Here is a 15,463-nt window from a genome sequence, read left to right as displayed (position 1 = left end):
GGTCATGGTCGACTTTGTTTCATTAGGTTACAGCAGGAACGGCAATGCAAAGTCGGCGACGAATCGCCAACAATGGGAATAAGCGGGGACGGAAAATCCGGCCCCATAGCGAATCATTCCACAGTAACTGATTTAGCCAAGTTACGCGGCTGATCGACATCTGTCCCTTTAATCAGTGCAACGTGGTAAGAGAGCAGTTGCAGCGGCACCGTATAGAAAACCGGCGCGATAATTTCTTCAACATGGGGCAGCGATATAATGCGCATTCCATCGCAGTTGCTGAACCCGGCATCCCTGTCTGCAAAAACATACAGCAGGCCGCCACGGGCACGGACTTCCTCAATATTCGACTTCAGTTTCTCCAGCAGCTCGTTATTTGGCGCAATGACAATCACTGGCATATCAGCATCAATCAGCGCCAGTGGCCCATGCTTCAGCTCGCCTGCCGCGTAAGCTTCAGCATGGATGTAAGAGATTTCTTTCAGCTTAAGCGCGCCTTCCAGCGCGACAGGATACTGATCGCCACGCCCCAGGAACAGCGCGTGGTGCTTATCAGAAAACTCTTCTGCCAGCGCTTCTATCAGCTTATCCTGCGACAACATTTGCTCGATACGGCTGGGCAACGCCTGAAGCGCGTGAACAATATCGTGCTCGATTTCTGACGCCATGCCCTTGAGACGGCCAATTTTTGCCACCAGCATCAGCAATACCGCTAACTGTGTGGTAAAGGCTTTGGTGGAGGCAACACCGATTTCCGTCCCCGCTTTGGTCATCAGCGCAAGATCGGACTCGCGTACCAACGAAGAGCCAGCCACGTTACAAATGGCCAGCGATCCAAGGTAGCCAAACTCCTTTGACAGGCGCAATGCAGCCAGCGTATCCGCCGTTTCACCGGATTGCGAAAGCGTAATCAGTAAACTGTTTTTGCGCACGGCCGATTTGCGGTAGCGGAACTCCGAGGCAATCTCCACGTCACACGGCAGATTCGCCAGAGCTTCAAACCAGTAGCGGGAAACCATACCAGAATTGTAAGAAGTACCGCAGGCAACGATCTGAATATGTTCAACCTGCGTCAGTAACTGGTTCGCCTGTGGTCCCAGTTCGGAAAGATCAACTGCCCCGTGACTGAAACGCCCGCTAAGGGTGTTTTTAATCGCCATCGGCTGCTCGTAAATCTCCTTTTGCATATAGTGGCGATAAATGCCCTTATCCCCCGCATCATACTGCGCAGTAGATTCGATTTCACTGCGCAGTACCTTTTCGCCAAGGTGATCGAAAACCGTCACGTCGCGGCGGGTTACCTCGGCGATATCCCCTTCTTCCAGATAAATAAAACAGCGGGTGACAGGCAGCAGGGCAAGCTGGTCTGAGGCAATGAAGTTTTCTCCAACGCCACGTCCAATCACCAGCGGGCTGCCGGATCGAGCCGCTACCAGCACCGAGGGATCGCGGCTGTCGAGAATAACCATGCCATAAGCACCGCGTAACTGGGGGACAACCCGCTGCACCACTTCTCGCAATGACCCCCCCTGCTGCTGTTCCCAATGAGCCAGATGAGCAACCACCTCGGTGTCCGTCTCAGACGCAAAATGGTAGCCACGGGCGATAAGCTGCTCACGCAGCTGTGCATGATTTTCGATAATGCCGTTGTGAACAATGATGATATGTTCAGAGATATGCGGATGGGCATTCGCTTCCGAAGGTTCTCCGTGCGTTGCCCAGCGCGTGTGCGCAATTCCCGTTCCGCCGGGTAATGGCGTACTTTCTGCCGCTTCCGCCAGTATCTTCACTTTCCCAAGACGTCGAAAGCGGGTAACCTCGCCTGCAGCGGTGACCACCGCCAGCCCGGCTGAGTCATAGCCGCGGTATTCAAGGCGGCGTAATCCTTCCAGCAGAATTTCAGCGATATCACGTTGCGCTACTGCACCTACAATTCCACACATATTTTTTCCTGAGATCATGTCACGTCAGACCATTCATCTTGTCTTCTGACCTGATTATTCTGGTCTTTGCCGGTTCCCCGAGCCTTGTAGAGAGTGGGGATTATCGTTATTTATTGCTGATGCGTTGCAGCTCATCCATGGAACAAAAGCGGTCAACTAAAATTATTTTTTCTTTACGGGCCGCTGCCAGTCAGTTTTCAGAATTTGTTCTTTACGGTTATACAGCAGCCCTTTTGTGCTAACGTCTTTCATCACCGTTGTACCCGCAGCTATGGTCACACCTGCGGCAACGGTGACCGGTGCGACCAGCTGGGTGTCTGAGCCAACAAAAACGCTGTCGCCAATCACCGTCAGTGACTTGTTGGCACCGTCATAATTGCAGGTGATTGTCCCGGCACCAATATTGACATTAGCACCGATTTCCGCGTCGCCCAGATAACTAAGATGACCAGCTTTCGATCCCTTGCCCAGCGAGGCTTTCTTCATCTCAACAAAATTGCCCACATGCGCCCCTTCTGCGAGCGTTGCTCCCGGGCGTAAACGGGCAAAAGGCCCAACCGTACAGGACGCTGCCAGTTCGGCATTTTCCAGCACGCTGTAGGGACTGATTTCACAGTTATCCCCGATGACACAGTTTTTCAGCACGCAGCCACTGCCAATTTTTACGCGGTCACCGAGTGTGACGTCGCCTTCGATAATCACATTGGTATCGATTTCCACATCGCGGCCACAGCGTAGATTTCCGCGCAAATCGAAACGGGCAGGATCTTTCAGCATCACCCCGGCTAACAGTAATTTTTCGGCCTGTTGAACCTGATAAACACGTTCCAGCGCGGCGAGTTGCAGACGGTTATTTACGCCATCCGTCTCCGAGCTGTGTGAAGGCTGCACAGTTTCTGTTTTGCGGCCTTCCTGGTGGGCCAACGCGATAATATCGGTAATGTAATATTCGCCCTGCGCATTATTATTATTCAGCTTGCTCAACCAGCGTTTCAGATCTGCGCCATTGGCCAACAGAATGCCCGTATTAATCTCGCCGATTTTCAGTTGTTCGGGCAAGGCATCTTTCTGCTCGATAATCCCCACCACCGAGCCATTGTCACGAAGAATACGGCCATAGCCCGCAGGGTTATCCAGAATCACCGTCAGAAGTGCGATTCCGCCTTCTGGTTTCGCTTTGCGAAGACGTTTCAGTGTTTCAGGCGAAATCAACGGCACATCGCCGTAGAGCATCAGAATATCTTCATCATCGGAAAAGTAGGGTGCTGCCTGCTGCATCGCATGTCCAGTCCCCAACTGTTCTGCCTGTAAAACCCAGTTCAGCGAAGGTTCAGTCAGGGTTGCCTGTATCTGCTCCCCGCTGTGGCCATAAACGAGATGGACTCTGTCAGCGCCCACACCTTTAGCAGCATCAATGACGTGCTGCACCATCGGTTTGCCTGCAAGGGGATGAAGAACTTTGGGGAGATCGGAGTACATACGGGTTCCCTTGCCTGCTGCAAGGATCACCACACTTATCGCACTGTTTGACATAGACATCCTGCTTCTGATTTCTGACTCTCTGCTTTACGGCAAAAAGTAAACCTATAATGCGGCTAAAATACTACTTCTTTTACCGTTCAAAAATACTCTTTACCGGACGAGGGTCAACACCATTTTTCACCACGTTGGTGCAGGAATAATAGCATCAAAACGTCGACGATTTTTATGGTTTATGAATTATCCTCTGCTTAACTGGCAACCGCTGGCAGCTTACTACTGAACGCTTTCCAGAATGCTGCTGAAGATAGCAAATCATCTTTCAACAGGGCCTGTATTCTAATGCAATCAACGCCGATTTCCAAAAAGGCGGCGTTGATTGCATCCCACAGGAATGCGCTAATAACTCAAAAAGAAGTCCTGGCCGGCATGGTAAGATGCAAAACAGAAAGATAAACCTGTTTATAACCACGTCCACAGAACGTAGCGCCCTTACAGGGCGAGCGTCATCGCTTCGCGCTTCCGATGGTTTGCATGCCCTGAGCCCCGTTTTATACTCTGTGACATGTATATTCCGCGCCCTGCCAGACTGCTCTTCCAGTCGATGACGGCTGGAGTTTGTTCATCAATACGTTCGGCGACAGCGTGATCCCGTGGACCTGTCTCTGCGGTGTATTATTCACCATGAACAGCTGATTCATTGAGAACTATGGTTTGTTTATGAATAATGAGTTGGTGTAAAACCCTATTTCGTAAGGAGTGACGGGGTTTAACACCTTTGTATGTTAATAACTTCTTTTCTTAGACCCTACGAAATCTTGATGTATGATATGGGGCAGCATCATACTATGATGCTGTTTTTAAAATGGATTTCATCTTTTACGTTTAACGGGTATGCCTGACTTAAAATTTATGCAATTTTTTAATGCCAGATCCGTTTCTCTGGCATTAAATATGGCATGAGTCATGGTTAGGTAACGAATGAAATGGAAATAATCATCCTAATCATGATTTTTACTTAGAATCGATATTGCAGACCCGCTGTAATCGTATAGTTTTTATTTGATATCCCAGCAGCATCTCCTCCAATGGAGGCGGACTCGCCACTTTTAGTATCAATAATCTGAGTCCCTGCCTTAGCCTCCTCATATTTACTGTAGGTGAACTCAGCAAATACTTTGGCATTCAGAGTTACGTAATATCCGGCATCAATTGAAGTGCCATAGTAACGTGAACAGGGCAGGCTGACGGCCGCAAATTGAAAACCGTGCCGTCAGCCTGACCCGGAGTTGCCATTCACTGGTTCGAATATGTATGATCTGGCTACATATTTTGCTCAGAGACCACCACCATGATGACACGTAAAAGTATCGACACCGTCCTGCTCTCCGTTGCCGCTGATAAGCTTTCCCAGCGTGAATGGGACTGGATTAAGCTGATGAAGCCCATGGCTCCACCTCCGGCAATGGTCGCCAGCGCCATACTTGAGCATCGTCACGATGCAGCAGCACTCACCCGACTACAGGAAGCCGGAAATTAATCTGTCCCGTGGTTTCTGATTTCAGCCCCCGTCCGCTCAAAAAGCTCTTCACCACCAACCAGTGCTGGGCTTCCTTTCTGGATACCGGCGGCCTGCGTGATATCGAAGTTGAAGCCGTCACAAAAATGCTGGCCTGCGGCACCCGCATCAGCGGCGTGAAAGAGTATGCCTGCGACAACGCGCAGTGTCCTCACGTCAGGTACATTACCAACGCCTGTCACAGCCGTGCCTGTCCGTCCTGCGGTAAAAAGGCCACAGACCTGTGGATTGCCGCGCAGCTTAACCGCCTGCCGGACTGCGACTGGCAGCATCTGGTCTTCACCCTGCCCGACACGCTGTGGGCCCTGTTTGAAGCCAACCGCTGGCTGCTCAACGACCTCTGCCGCCTGGCCGTCGACAACCTGCTGTATGCGGCAGGAAAACGCGGGCTGGATATCGGTATATTCTGCGCCATTCATACGTACGGCCGCCGCCTTAACTGGCATCCCCATGTCCACGTCTCCGTCACCTGCGGCGGTATTGATGAGCACGGAAAGTGGCGAAAAATCAGCTTCCGTAAGGACGCCATGCGCACCCGATGGATGTGGAATGTCCGGCAGCGCCTGCTGGATGCCTGGTCAGAAGGCATTGCGCTTCCTGTGGAGCTGATGCATATCACCACAGACTCACAGTGGCGGACGCTGATACTGACTGCAGGCGGACAATGCTGGTACGTATACATGTCGAAAAAGACGGCGGGAAGTAAAAACACCGTAAGATACCTGGGCCGGTATCTGAAAAAGCCCCCGATAGCCGGTTCCCGGCTGGCGCACTACGCCGGCGGCGCCACGCTGAACTTCCGCTATCACGACCACAATACGGGTCAGCAGGCCACGGAAAGGCTGACGCAGCATGAAATGGTAAGACGTCTGAAGCAGCATATCCCGGAGAAACACTTCAGGATGGTGCGCTATTTTGGTTTTCTGTCCAACCGGGTGTGCGGTGAAAGACTGCCGCAGGTATACAGCGCGCTGGGTATGGATAAACCGGATCCGGCGGTGAAGATATGTTACGCGCAGCTGAGTAAGCAGTTCCTGCGGCGAGACCCGTTCGAATGCGTGCTGTGCGGCGGGCGAATGGTTTACCGTCGTGCGGTAGCTGGTCTGAATGTGCAGGGGCTGAAAATCCACGCACGGGATATCAGTCTGATGAGGTATATCCCGGCCTGACGCAGGGAAGATCCGCCCCGAGCACTCTGATAGCCTGAAAAACAACCAGAAAGAGCGCAAATCATCACCAGTCAGTGGCTCGCCGACGCCCTCGCGGACACACAAATCAAAAATGATTAAATTTCAACCAATTCATTCCGGCGCTGAAATGGTTTCAATTTCCTATACGTGAACCTGCTATCGCAAACAGCCTTCAGCGTTCTCCCCAGGCAAGGCTCTGCCGCATTAAGTCGCTGTCCGGTAACATGCTGTTTTTTTATATTACCTGCCCATGCTTCTGATCCGAAACGCCTGCATTACCCCACTGATGTTATCGCTCAGTGTGTCCACTGGTACCTAGATTACTCACTGAGTTTACGCAACCTAGAAGAGATAATGGCAGAGCGCGGTATTGTCGTTGACCATTCCACTCTGCATCGTTGGGTTATTCGCCTGTTGGCACTGCTGGATAAGGCTTTTCGTCGACACAGGCACCCAGCAGGTCGGCGGTGGCGAATGGATGAAACCTATATCAAAGTCAAAAGACATGGAAATATCTGTACCGTGCAGTCGGTACTGCGGGCCAGACCATCAATTTCCTGCTGACGGCTAAACGGGATACTGCGGCAGCGCCGCGTTTCTTTCGCAAGGCCATTCGCCAACATGGCGAACCGGAGGTCATAACCATCGATAAAAGTCGTGCCAGCACAGCGGCTCTATCCATACTTAATGCCGGAAAACCGGATGAAGAGACGGTTACGGTCAGGCAGAGTAAATACCTGAACAACCTTGTGGAACAGAACCATCGAAATATCAAACGGCGAATCCGACCAATGCTGGGATTCAAATCATTCCGGCGTGCTCAGACGATACTGGCAGTCATTGAATTAATCCAGATGATCCGCAAGGGACAGTACCAGTATCCTGACGGAGACGGATTGTCCCCAGCGGAAAATTCTATCGGCTGGCTGCCTGAAAAACAGGCAGCCCAATTTTGGCTAACCTCCCTGTGCTAATGCGACAGAGTCCAGAATCGTGTAGAGGGCCCAACAGTGCCGGACCCTTCTCAGCATCACAGCTTACCAGGGCATCCTCTGTCAAGACTAAGTATAGTTTTACCTGAGTCGCTCAGTTTACGTATTCCCGGTAAAAATGAGGATGCTCCTTCTGCTTTATCGTTATAGGCCCAGTTCACGTAGCTGATCTTATGTGCATTAAGAAATCTTATCCATGTTGCCGTTTCTTGTATATTTACTGAACCGTTACCATCTGCATTTACCGTTCCCCATTCCGTCACGAACACCGGTAATCTATGCTGTAATGCGGTCAACAGCTTGTACCTGAAGGGCTGTCCATGCGTGCCTGCGTAAAAATGAAATGCGTAGGCGATATTTATTCCGCTTAAAGGTGCCTGAGCGGCAACATCCACGTCCTGAGACCAGTTAGGCACTCCAACAATAATGAGATTATCCGGATCCTTTTCCCTAATTGCCGAAATAACCGCGTTCGCGTAAGGTCTGATTGTTTCTTTCCATGACACAGCAAGTGGTTCATTATAAATCTCATATATGACGTTAGGATATTTCCCGTATTTCGTAGCCAATCTCTGAAAAAATGATATAGCTTCCTTTTGGTAGGATTCCGCATGACTGCTGTGCCAGTCAACTATCACATACATGTTTGTTTTTATTGCGGCATCGATAACGCTATCCACACGATTGACATTTCCCTGCGGGTCGCTGAGGTATCCACCGCCATCTTCCACCCCCATAGCTGCACGAACAATTCCGGCATGCCAGTTAATTTTCAGATCTTCAATACTCGCTGCATTATAGAATTTCCCCCCACCCCATCCACTGTTGCTCCAAAATAGACTGTTACCACAAAGGCTAATATTGCTGTTTCCATAAAGTATTTTATTTCCTTGAACCTGAATAGGAAGAACTGCCATGGCTGGCATGCTGCTACAGATAACCGCGGTTAAAGCCATTTTTCTCAATAAATTTCTGCATAAGTACATACTGTCATGTCCTGTATTATATATTGTGTTAAATAACATAAATCAAAGTGGAAACTGTACACGCCCGGGAATAATTTTTACCTTTGATGATTCTTTATTTAATACAGCATCTGGAATATAATCACTAAGCTGATGACCATAAATGTCACGGTAACGTATTTTGATATTTCCCGGCCCGGTTTTATTCAGAATAAAATGGTTATAATCTGTTTTATTCGCCCGAATCCAATGTCCCAACTCATAATAATCCATACTCACAACAGGATATCGTGTTCTGCGAACCTGAATTGCTGCCCAATAAATCGTGGAGCCTTCTTTTATCCTGTACAGGACAGGCCCCTCATAAGGGCCAGGGATCACTTTCCAGTGTATGTTATCTACCCAGCCGGGGGGAATTCCGCTTATTTTTTTAAAGGCTCCGGGCGACAGGTCAAGTGCACAGCTTTTACCTTCAGGATACAGGTCCGTAACATATACATTTATGCTTCCGGCTGGTCCGGTTACCTGCAGCCAGGCTCCAGCGAGTGATGCCCGTATGCCTCCAGAGTTGAGCTGGTAAGGACTAAGGGCCGCTATATTCATACCTGCAGGAATGGGATCCAGCAGTAAAGCTCCGCCTGAGTAACCCGACCCTGTTTCGGTCGCATATCCCCTGCATACTTTGTTTTTTGACCAGATAGCATCAGCGGCTTGTGCTAACGTACTGCTCAGAGTCAAACCTAAAGTTAAAACAGCGCAGATGGGGGTAATTTTTGTCAACAATCTAAAAGACATATTGCTCCTTATGATAAAGGTGACTGAGAAAGTCAGAGCCGCTATTGAAAACCTTGAGATTTAGCGAAAGCATGGTTGTAATCACGTGGCAGCATTGAAATATTTTGAGCATCAATATGGGTAATTTCCGAACCAAGTCTGCCTGATTCAGCATTTTCAATAACCCGTTTCGTGTAATGAAGCTATTCCGGAGCACTGTATTGCAGATGACCTGAATTTATCGCCTGCGATAACTCATTTAATTTATTTTTACACGGCCAGGGACATTAGAGTAAGACTCCAAATCATCCACCTGATTTGGAATATCCTCCTCATGCTGAGTTGAGCTTATGCTGGCATTATTATGAACGTAATTACCTTCACAGATGAAACGTAGCGTCTCTGCGGTGCGAGCACGGCTGCACCCACGCCCGTTTCTTTTGCCAGACCTGAAGTCCAAAGCCTGCAGCAGTTGTGGCCTCAAGGCCACCGAGCAGTAGCACATCTCCTTTACCATGCCCTACCTGCTGTGGCCGTTCTTCAACAACAACTGGCCCCTGCTCAACGAGCTGTTCCGCTTCGTCACCCGCGCCATGGTCCGCCAGGCCTGCAGGCAAGGTATCGAAGTGGCGGTACGGGAAAAACCGAAACGCCCCGGGTTCGCGGTGCTGATGAAAATCTTCCTGGGCACAGATCCATATCAGTGCATCCTCTGTAAAGGCAGGCTGCGGATACCAGCTCTGGATCGGTGCGCCTGAAAAATAGGTTTAAGGTTAAAAATACGCCAAAGACGGCATTTTTATCAGAAAACTCATGTTGAACCTTGCCTTCACTGGTGCGGCTCTTGCCACCGTTCATGGTCAGGCAGCTCTATAAAGAAGCGATTCAATCTCCTAACCATAAAGGGCGGAATACACACAGCCCCATAAAACCATCATCGAAATAATTATTGGATAAATTTGAATAATGAGTAGATAAAAATTTCTATTAGTTCCAAATAGTTTTAAAAAATACATATTTCCTTTCAATCCGAACGGAGGTAAGCGTCAGTTCTGGTGCATTAACGGGTCTGAGTTGAGTAGGCCTGACAGTTACCCGGTCAGGCCCCTCCTCAGAACCGGGCGTGCGGAACTACCGCGTCTGGCTCCCGACAGACCCGTGCCCCCACACATATTCAGAGTGAATTGAACATTGATCGGTTTTTCCAGTTAGCTGGATAACCCAGCATTTTCAGGATTAGATCCAGTTTTACCCATACCAGAGGATGTCGGCCTACTTCACGTACAGGAAATTGAAACTATTTCTGCACTGGAATGGGGTGGTTAAAATTCAATCAGACTTTGATTTGTATGCCATCTGATATGTCAGCACTCTGCGGGGGGTATCATTGGTAACGCTTTACTGATTGGCGGCATGATTGAACGGTGTCTCTATACATCAGAACGTCTTCGCCAGTTAAATCCAGAAATTTATAATGTGCCCCGGCAAAGAAATTACGACCTGCTTTATTTCTTTTTAGAACAAGCACTTAACCCATTTATTGAAGCCCTGCATGTCCGCAGAACGCAGGGGAATCCTGCTTTTGAAAGGATTCTTGAGATTGTAGCGAGTGAAATCAATGCAAAGAGGTGAGCCTAAGAAGCTGAGTTTTTGGCGGAACACATTCCATACCGTTATTGAGACTGGCGCTTCACTTCTGGGAGGCGTGCTCCTCATCGTTTGTTGCTACTGGTTTTTCCATTATGAAACGTGGCATGAGCGTTTTATCGCTATCGGATTAACGATCTTAGTCGTCCACGTTATCGTTAAGCTTCTTCCTGAACGGACAGAATCGTAACCTGACTGAACTGGTGGCGAAGGTGCTGGCAACCATTCAGGCGACCCCGAAATTCTTCCAGGAGCTGGCGGCGCACTAAGCCGTTGTGACAGAAGGATTCGACAAACAAGACCGTTCACGTGTAATTTAACGGCAACAGAAAAAACAAAGCCCCGGAAATCATGCTCTACTTTGGCAAGCGGACATGATAACCAGGGCCAGGAACGAAACCTAAAAAGGATATTAGCACATGAACCGTGCCAGACAACAGCCCGCCATAAGCGCAGGACGCATTGCATAACACCGCACTCGAACTCTTCAACGACCGCTTACCGCACAAGCCGTAATTTTCGGACGATATGCACTTTGGTGTTCGCATTGCCGGTAAGGAACGCGCCATTCTGGCGAAATACATCCAGTTTAACCAGCCTCACGCCATGTTCTTGTAGTCCTCCCAATTATATCGGATATACGGTCGTGACGCAGACTTGCTGATAACGTATGCTTTGCGCTTTGGATGTAACATATGGCTAAAGTTGATGTCGTCTGCCCTCAGTGCAATGAAACTCATGCTGTACGATGTAACGGACATTCAGCATCCGGTGCCCAACGTTACATCTGCAAGCATTGTTCAAAGACCTTTCTGCTCAATTTTAGCTACTCCGGTGCCAAACCAGACACACACCAGACCATTGTTAATATGGCCATGAATGGTTACGGATGTCGCGATACCCCACGGGTTCTCGGTATCAGCCTCAATACGGTTCTGCGGCACTTAAAAAAATTTCCCCAAAGCAGGTAGCTGAGAATATCGACCCCGAAACGGAGGTTGTTATCTGCTGTGAAGCCGGTGAAAAATGGCCTTACGTGCGGTGTAAAAGCAATCCCCGGTGGTTGTTCTATGCTTATGACCGTATCCGCAAACGTGCTCTGGCCCATGTCTTCGGCCCGAGAAATGCCCCGACCCTGCGACGATTGCTGGCCCTGTTAAGCAAATTTAACATTGCCTTTTATATGGCAGATGCGTGGCCGGTTTATAAAGTTCTGTTAAGTGCAACAGGCCACGTGGTGAGCAAGAAATATACCCAACGGACAGAACGACATAATCTTAATCTTCGCACACATATCAAACGACTGACCCGCAGAACAATTTGCTTTTCGAAGTCAGAGGAAATGCACGATAAGATCATCGGTTGGTATCTTACTCTTCATCATTATCAATAAATCTGCGTCACGACCTCAAAGGCTGAGTGAATAAGTCAGAGACCAGCGGAGCACTGAGCAATAATATCAACGGGATAATGGAGGCGTCGAAAGGAGTTTCGGATCAGAGACATGGTCAGGAAACATCATAAAAAAACGGTATGTTACCTGATGACACCTTAATGCAATAAAACTCAGATTATTCTTAATGAAAACAGACCATCTTTTATTGATAGTTAAATTAATTGTTAGCAGCTATATTAATAGTGCTTTCAATTATCAATATAAAAATTAGTCAGGCATTCAATACGTTGTTCGTAGTCTACAGTATTTGTTTCTGTGTGCTCGGGTGCGCTGGATAAAGTTCAGGCAGACAGATGCGGCCAGAAAACACAGACTATGTGTGGGAGCATCGACTGAAAAGAATCACAGGGTATATTTTTGGCTCCCGGAGCAGAAAACACTTCGTGGGTTACTGAAGCTGCTGTCGGGGTTGAGTGTCGCTTTATGGTGCACAAATGGCTACAGGGCATTACAGTAGAGAGTTGCCAATGTGCACATTCGCTGAAAAGCCACATACACAACGTATATATAGAGTGAAAACCTGATACCAGGTAATCGTCTGAAACATCTGAACTGTAAGACGCTGGGATATTAAAAGTCACCTGAGATACACTACAGATTCATCAGCACTTTCATTGATAATTAGTATGGTTTCTGATGAATAATTAATTATTTAACTATATGACAAAATTAAGGTTGATCATGATGAACATCAGAATGTTTTTAGTCGCTCCTGTTTTATTTTCTTTATCAGTCAACGCTGATGAATTTCCTGATACAACCAACACGGTTTTAATGTCAATGGTAAATCTAAATAAATCAGCAAATTCAGTACGTTTTTATGCTTCTCCAAGAGAGCTAAACTACATTTCATCTTGCATGAAAGCAAATCATGATCATAAAACACAAGATGTATATATCATAAAACCCGCTGCATTCACTGTTCGTGAATTCTCGGATGATCACTGTTTTGATTATATTGCGAGTGAAAACTTCCGTATAAAACAATTAGGACCAAGCGCTTCCGTTTTTTTAAACGGAAAAAAACCATTAATTAAATATTATAAGTAAATAGCTGCGCGGAATAATGCTCCACTTTTAACCAGCCCATGCAGTGCAGGCTATCAGGGCTGTTTTCTTTGCCTGACCGAGCTATATCTTAATCAGTAAACGGCAGGTGTAGAGGTATCAGGCGCAGCTATTTAGCTAAGTGACATCGGCTCTGTCGCATTAGCACAGACAGGTTAGCCAAAATTGTGCTGCCGGCTTTTCAGGCAGCCAACAGATAAACTGTTCAGCCGGAGATAATCCGGCACCCTGTGGATACTGATATTGCCCTTTGCGTATCATCTGGATTAATTCAATGCCTGCCAGTATCGTCTGAGCACGCCGGAATGATTTGAACCCCGGCATCGGTCGCGTCCGTCGTTTGATGTTCCGGTGAACCTGCTCCAGAACCTGCTCCAGAACGTAGCACGCCTTTGGCGTGAGCGGCCCTGCTGCGCAGCTTCGGGTGTTTGCATGACCGGCGCTCCGCTTTATACTCTGCAACCATGCATATCCCCCGCCCCGCCAAACTCCTCTTCACCGTCGATGACGGCTGGAACCGCTACCTCGAAAAACACGGCGACAACATCAGCGACTGGACCCGACTCTCCGTTGAGCGCATGCTCGCCTGTGGCACCTGCGCCATGGGCGTACGCCGCTACTGCTGTGCCTCGCCGGACTGCACGCACTCCCGCTTCTTCTGCCAGAGCTGCAAGTCAAAGGCCTGCAGCGCATGTGGCATGAAATCAACTGAGCAGTGGATAGCCGGGCAGCAGCACGTCCTGCCCGACTGCGAATGGCAGCACATCACCTTCACCATGCCGCACTTACTGTGGCCGTTCTTCAGCAACAACTGGCCCCTGCTCAACGACCTGTTCCGCTGCGCCACCCGCGCCATGCTGAAGTGGGCGCGTCGGCAGGGTATAGAAGTCGGTATCTTCTGCGCCCTGCATACCTACGGCCGGCAGCTGAATCAGCATCCGCACATCCACGTTTCCGTCACCCGCGGTGGACTTGACGTAAAGCACGGCGTCTGGCGCAGCCTTTTCTTCAAAAAGAAGGCCGTGGAGGAAATCTGGCGGGGTGCCGTTATCCGCCTGCTGCGCAGCAGCTATGAGCGGGTCAGTCCCGGCACCCTGCCGGGACTGGGACATATCCGCGACGGGGAGCAGTGGCGGCGTTACCTGAAGGCACAGTATGGCCGGCACTGGAAGGTACACTTCGCGAAGAAGACCCGGGGAGCCTGGCACAGCGTTAAATACCTCGGACGCTACCTGAAACGGCCACCAGTGTCGGCTTCACGACTGCGACACTACGCCGGTGGCGCGGTGGTTCACCACTATCTCGATCACCGCACGGGAAAGCATAAACGCCAGATGCTGAGCCAGGAAGAGATGATCGGGCGCTATATCAGCCACGTTCCGGCGCGGCATTTTAAGATGGTGCGCTACTCCGGCTTTCTGTCCAACCGCAAGCGGGGCACGCTGCTGCCGAAGGTTTACGAAGCGCTGGAGATGACGGTACGGGAAAAACCGAAGCGGCCCGGGTTTGCGGTGCTGATGAAAGGCTTCCTGGGCACGGATCCGTACCAGTGCATCCTCTGCAAAGGCCGGCTGCGTTTTGCCGGCGCCGTGGCGGGTGATCACGCCACAAAAATGCTCTCTGACAGGCTGTATCAGATGGCGAAAAAACGATGGCTGCGGATGCCTGAGCTGGATCGGTGCGCCTGAAAAACAGGTTTCAGGTTAAAAATACGGCGAAGATGGCATTTTCACATCAAAACCCACACAGATCAGCAGCAGCAATGGAGTAGATCGTGCCACTTTTCATGGTCAGGCGATCTCAAAAGAGGCGATTCAATCTCCTAACCATGAACATAGCGCCCTTACAGGGCGAGCGTCACGGCTCTGCCGTTCCGAGGGTGTTCATGACCGGCTCACAGCTTTATACTCTGCGGTATGTTAATTTCTCAGGAAATCATTCACATGGCCCGTAGCAAAGCCCCCAGAAAGCGTAAACCCACGCCCTCGTCCCGACGCGCTATACCCGGATATCCTAAGCGTTTTCTGGTGTCCATTCCGCCCCGGAGCGATTATGACGACCCCGACGAGTTTTTTACGACACTCCGCAGGATGCCATTCGTCACTGTGTCCACCTGGGGCCACAGTTTTTCCTCGATACACACTTCGACCCGCCTCTCGTCTGCATCATCCGCGGCTTTGAGCCGCCTGACTCACCCGACGGCGATGTCGTCCTTGAGTCCATGCCAGCCGATGTGTTTATTATCGCCACAGAATCCGGCATGCTGCCGGTGACCTTCGCTCCCTGGGATAAACACACCGACAACTGGGCCGATGACTGTGACGACTGGCACTATAATACCGGTGCCACTGCAGAGCGATAATCCGCCGC

General features: G+C 49.6%; 10 protein-coding genes and 8 pseudogenes. 11 read left to right on the top strand and 7 right to left on the bottom strand.

The genetic code is table 11. The features are described 5' to 3' along the window. Positions 1–113: 113 nt before the first annotated feature. From glmS to LU633_RS00525, 3 genes and pseudogenes are all read right to left on the bottom strand, one after another. Positions 114–1,943: a glutamine--fructose-6-phosphate transaminase (isomerizing) gene (gene glmS / locus LU633_RS00535; protein WP_016193004.1), complete on the bottom strand. Its 1,830-nt coding sequence runs from the start codon at positions 1,941–1,943 to the stop codon at positions 114–116. A 162-nt stretch (positions 1,944–2,105) separates the two neighbouring features. Continuing rightward, positions 2,106–3,476 (bottom strand): bifunctional UDP-N-acetylglucosamine diphosphorylase/glucosamine-1-phosphate N-acetyltransferase GlmU, encoded by a 1,371-nt coding sequence (gene glmU, locus LU633_RS00530; RefSeq protein ID WP_016193005.1) that lies wholly within the window; start codon positions 3,474–3,476, stop codon positions 2,106–2,108. 964 nt (positions 3,477–4,440) lie between these two features. After that, a pseudogene (locus LU633_RS00525) lies at positions 4,441–4,656 on the bottom strand (omptin family outer membrane protease); the annotation flags it as partial. Between the two features lie 117 nt (positions 4,657–4,773). On the opposite strand from LU633_RS00525, the gene LU633_RS00520 reads away from it, so the two are divergent. The 3 genes and pseudogenes from LU633_RS00520 to LU633_RS00510 all read left to right on the top strand — a co-directional run bounded on the left by LU633_RS00520 (position 4,774) and on the right by LU633_RS00510 (position 7,125). Beyond that, positions 4,774–4,962 (top strand): hypothetical protein, encoded by a 189-nt coding sequence (locus tag LU633_RS00520; protein WP_020322936.1) that lies wholly within the window; start codon positions 4,774–4,776, stop codon positions 4,960–4,962. Between the two features lie 8 nt (positions 4,963–4,970). Further along, the gene (locus LU633_RS00515; RefSeq protein ID WP_046372110.1) at positions 4,971–6,170 is read left to right on the top strand and encodes an IS91 family transposase; all 1,200 of its coding nucleotides are present in this window, start codon (positions 4,971–4,973) and stop codon (positions 6,168–6,170) included. Positions 6,171–6,428: 258 nt separating this feature from the next. After that, positions 6,429–7,125: pseudogene (locus LU633_RS00510) on the top strand (IS6 family transposase). A gap of 96 nt (positions 7,126–7,221) precedes the next feature. Here the strand turns inward: LU633_RS00510 and LU633_RS00505 are convergent. Both LU633_RS00505 and LU633_RS00500 read right to left on the bottom strand, forming a co-directional pair. Continuing rightward, complete coding sequence (locus tag LU633_RS00505) at positions 7,222–8,109, bottom strand: glycoside hydrolase family 5 protein (protein ID WP_233481970.1); 888 nt, start codon at positions 8,107–8,109, stop codon at positions 7,222–7,224. A 102-nt stretch (positions 8,110–8,211) separates the two neighbouring features. Further along, positions 8,212–8,943: an expansin EXLX1 family cellulose-binding protein gene (locus LU633_RS00500; protein ID WP_046372116.1), complete on the bottom strand. Its 732-nt coding sequence runs from the start codon at positions 8,941–8,943 to the stop codon at positions 8,212–8,214. 399 nt (positions 8,944–9,342) lie between these two features. Here LU633_RS00500 and LU633_RS26415 point away from each other — a divergent pair. The 5 genes and pseudogenes from LU633_RS26415 to LU633_RS00480 form a co-directional block, all read left to right on the top strand. Next, positions 9,343–9,557 (top strand): annotated as a pseudogene (locus LU633_RS26415) (IS91 family transposase); the annotation flags it as partial. 742 nt (positions 9,558–10,299) lie between these two features. After that, positions 10,300–10,554 (top strand): annotated as a pseudogene (locus LU633_RS00490) (hypothetical protein); the annotation flags it as partial. A 200-nt stretch (positions 10,555–10,754) separates the two neighbouring features. Further along, positions 10,755–10,838: pseudogene (locus LU633_RS25870) on the top strand (NadS family protein); the annotation flags it as partial. A 193-nt stretch (positions 10,839–11,031) separates the two neighbouring features. Further along, a pseudogene (locus tag LU633_RS00485) lies at positions 11,032–11,181 on the top strand (replication initiation protein); the annotation flags it as partial. Between the two features lie 83 nt (positions 11,182–11,264). Beyond that, positions 11,265–11,962, top strand: a protein-coding gene (locus tag LU633_RS00480) for an IS1 family transposase (RefSeq protein ID WP_233481968.1) whose coding sequence is annotated in 2 segments (ribosomal slippage) — positions 11,265–11,526 and positions 11,526–11,962 — 699 coding nt in all. Because the reading frame shifts where the segments join, the coding sequence is not laid out codon by codon here. An 18-nt stretch (positions 11,963–11,980) separates the two neighbouring features. Here the strand turns inward: LU633_RS00480 and LU633_RS00475 are convergent. Continuing rightward, positions 11,981–12,075: pseudogene (locus tag LU633_RS00475) on the bottom strand (IS6 family transposase); the annotation flags it as partial. A 631-nt stretch (positions 12,076–12,706) separates the two neighbouring features. Between LU633_RS00475 and LU633_RS00470 the strand changes: the two are divergent. Next, positions 12,707–13,075 (top strand): hypothetical protein, encoded by a 369-nt coding sequence (locus LU633_RS00470; protein WP_152664222.1) that lies wholly within the window; start codon positions 12,707–12,709, stop codon positions 13,073–13,075. Between the two features lie 159 nt (positions 13,076–13,234). Here the strand turns inward: LU633_RS00470 and LU633_RS00465 are convergent. Then, positions 13,235–13,456: pseudogene (locus LU633_RS00465) on the bottom strand (DDE-type integrase/transposase/recombinase); the annotation flags it as partial. Positions 13,457–13,557: 101 nt separating this feature from the next. On the opposite strand from LU633_RS00465, the gene LU633_RS00460 reads away from it, so the two are divergent. Together LU633_RS00460 and LU633_RS00455 are read left to right on the top strand one after the other, a co-directional pair. Continuing rightward, a complete protein-coding gene (locus LU633_RS00460; RefSeq protein WP_046372114.1) occupies positions 13,558–14,781 on the top strand; it encodes an IS91 family transposase in 1,224 nt (407 codons plus the stop codon). Between the two features lie 533 nt (positions 14,782–15,314). Then, positions 15,315–15,455, top strand: a complete 141-nt coding sequence (locus LU633_RS00455) for a hypothetical protein (protein WP_161796965.1) — start codon at positions 15,315–15,317, stop codon at positions 15,453–15,455. Positions 15,456–15,463: the final 8 nt, after the last annotated feature.

The organism is Erwinia tracheiphila (assembly GCF_021365465.1).
Lineage (GTDB): Bacteria > Pseudomonadota > Gammaproteobacteria > Enterobacterales > Enterobacteriaceae > Erwinia > Erwinia tracheiphila.
The sequence above is the reverse complement of the archived record's forward strand: the minus strand, read 5'-3'. Positions and strand labels throughout refer to the sequence as shown.

Coding starts and splice junctions, on each gene's coding strand:
- LU633_RS00520 (WP_020322936.1), top strand. CDS start 4,774: ATGATGACACGTAAAAGTATCGACACCGTCCTGCTCTCCGTTGCCGCT.
- LU633_RS00500 (WP_046372116.1), bottom strand. CDS start 8,943: ATGTCTTTTAGATTGTTGACAAAAATTACCCCCATCTGCGCTGTTTTA.
- LU633_RS00455 (WP_161796965.1), top strand. CDS start 15,315: ATGCCAGCCGATGTGTTTATTATCGCCACAGAATCCGGCATGCTGCCG.
- LU633_RS00505 (WP_233481970.1), bottom strand. CDS start 8,109: ATGCCAGCCATGGCAGTTCTTCCTATTCAGGTTCAAGGAAATAAAATA.
- glmS (WP_016193004.1), bottom strand. CDS start 1,943: ATGTGTGGAATTGTAGGTGCAGTAGCGCAACGTGATATCGCTGAAATT.
- glmU (WP_016193005.1), bottom strand. CDS start 3,476: ATGTCAAACAGTGCGATAAGTGTGGTGATCCTTGCAGCAGGCAAGGGA.
- LU633_RS00470 (WP_152664222.1), top strand. CDS start 12,707: ATGATGAACATCAGAATGTTTTTAGTCGCTCCTGTTTTATTTTCTTTA.
- LU633_RS00460 (WP_046372114.1), top strand. CDS start 13,558: ATGCATATCCCCCGCCCCGCCAAACTCCTCTTCACCGTCGATGACGGC.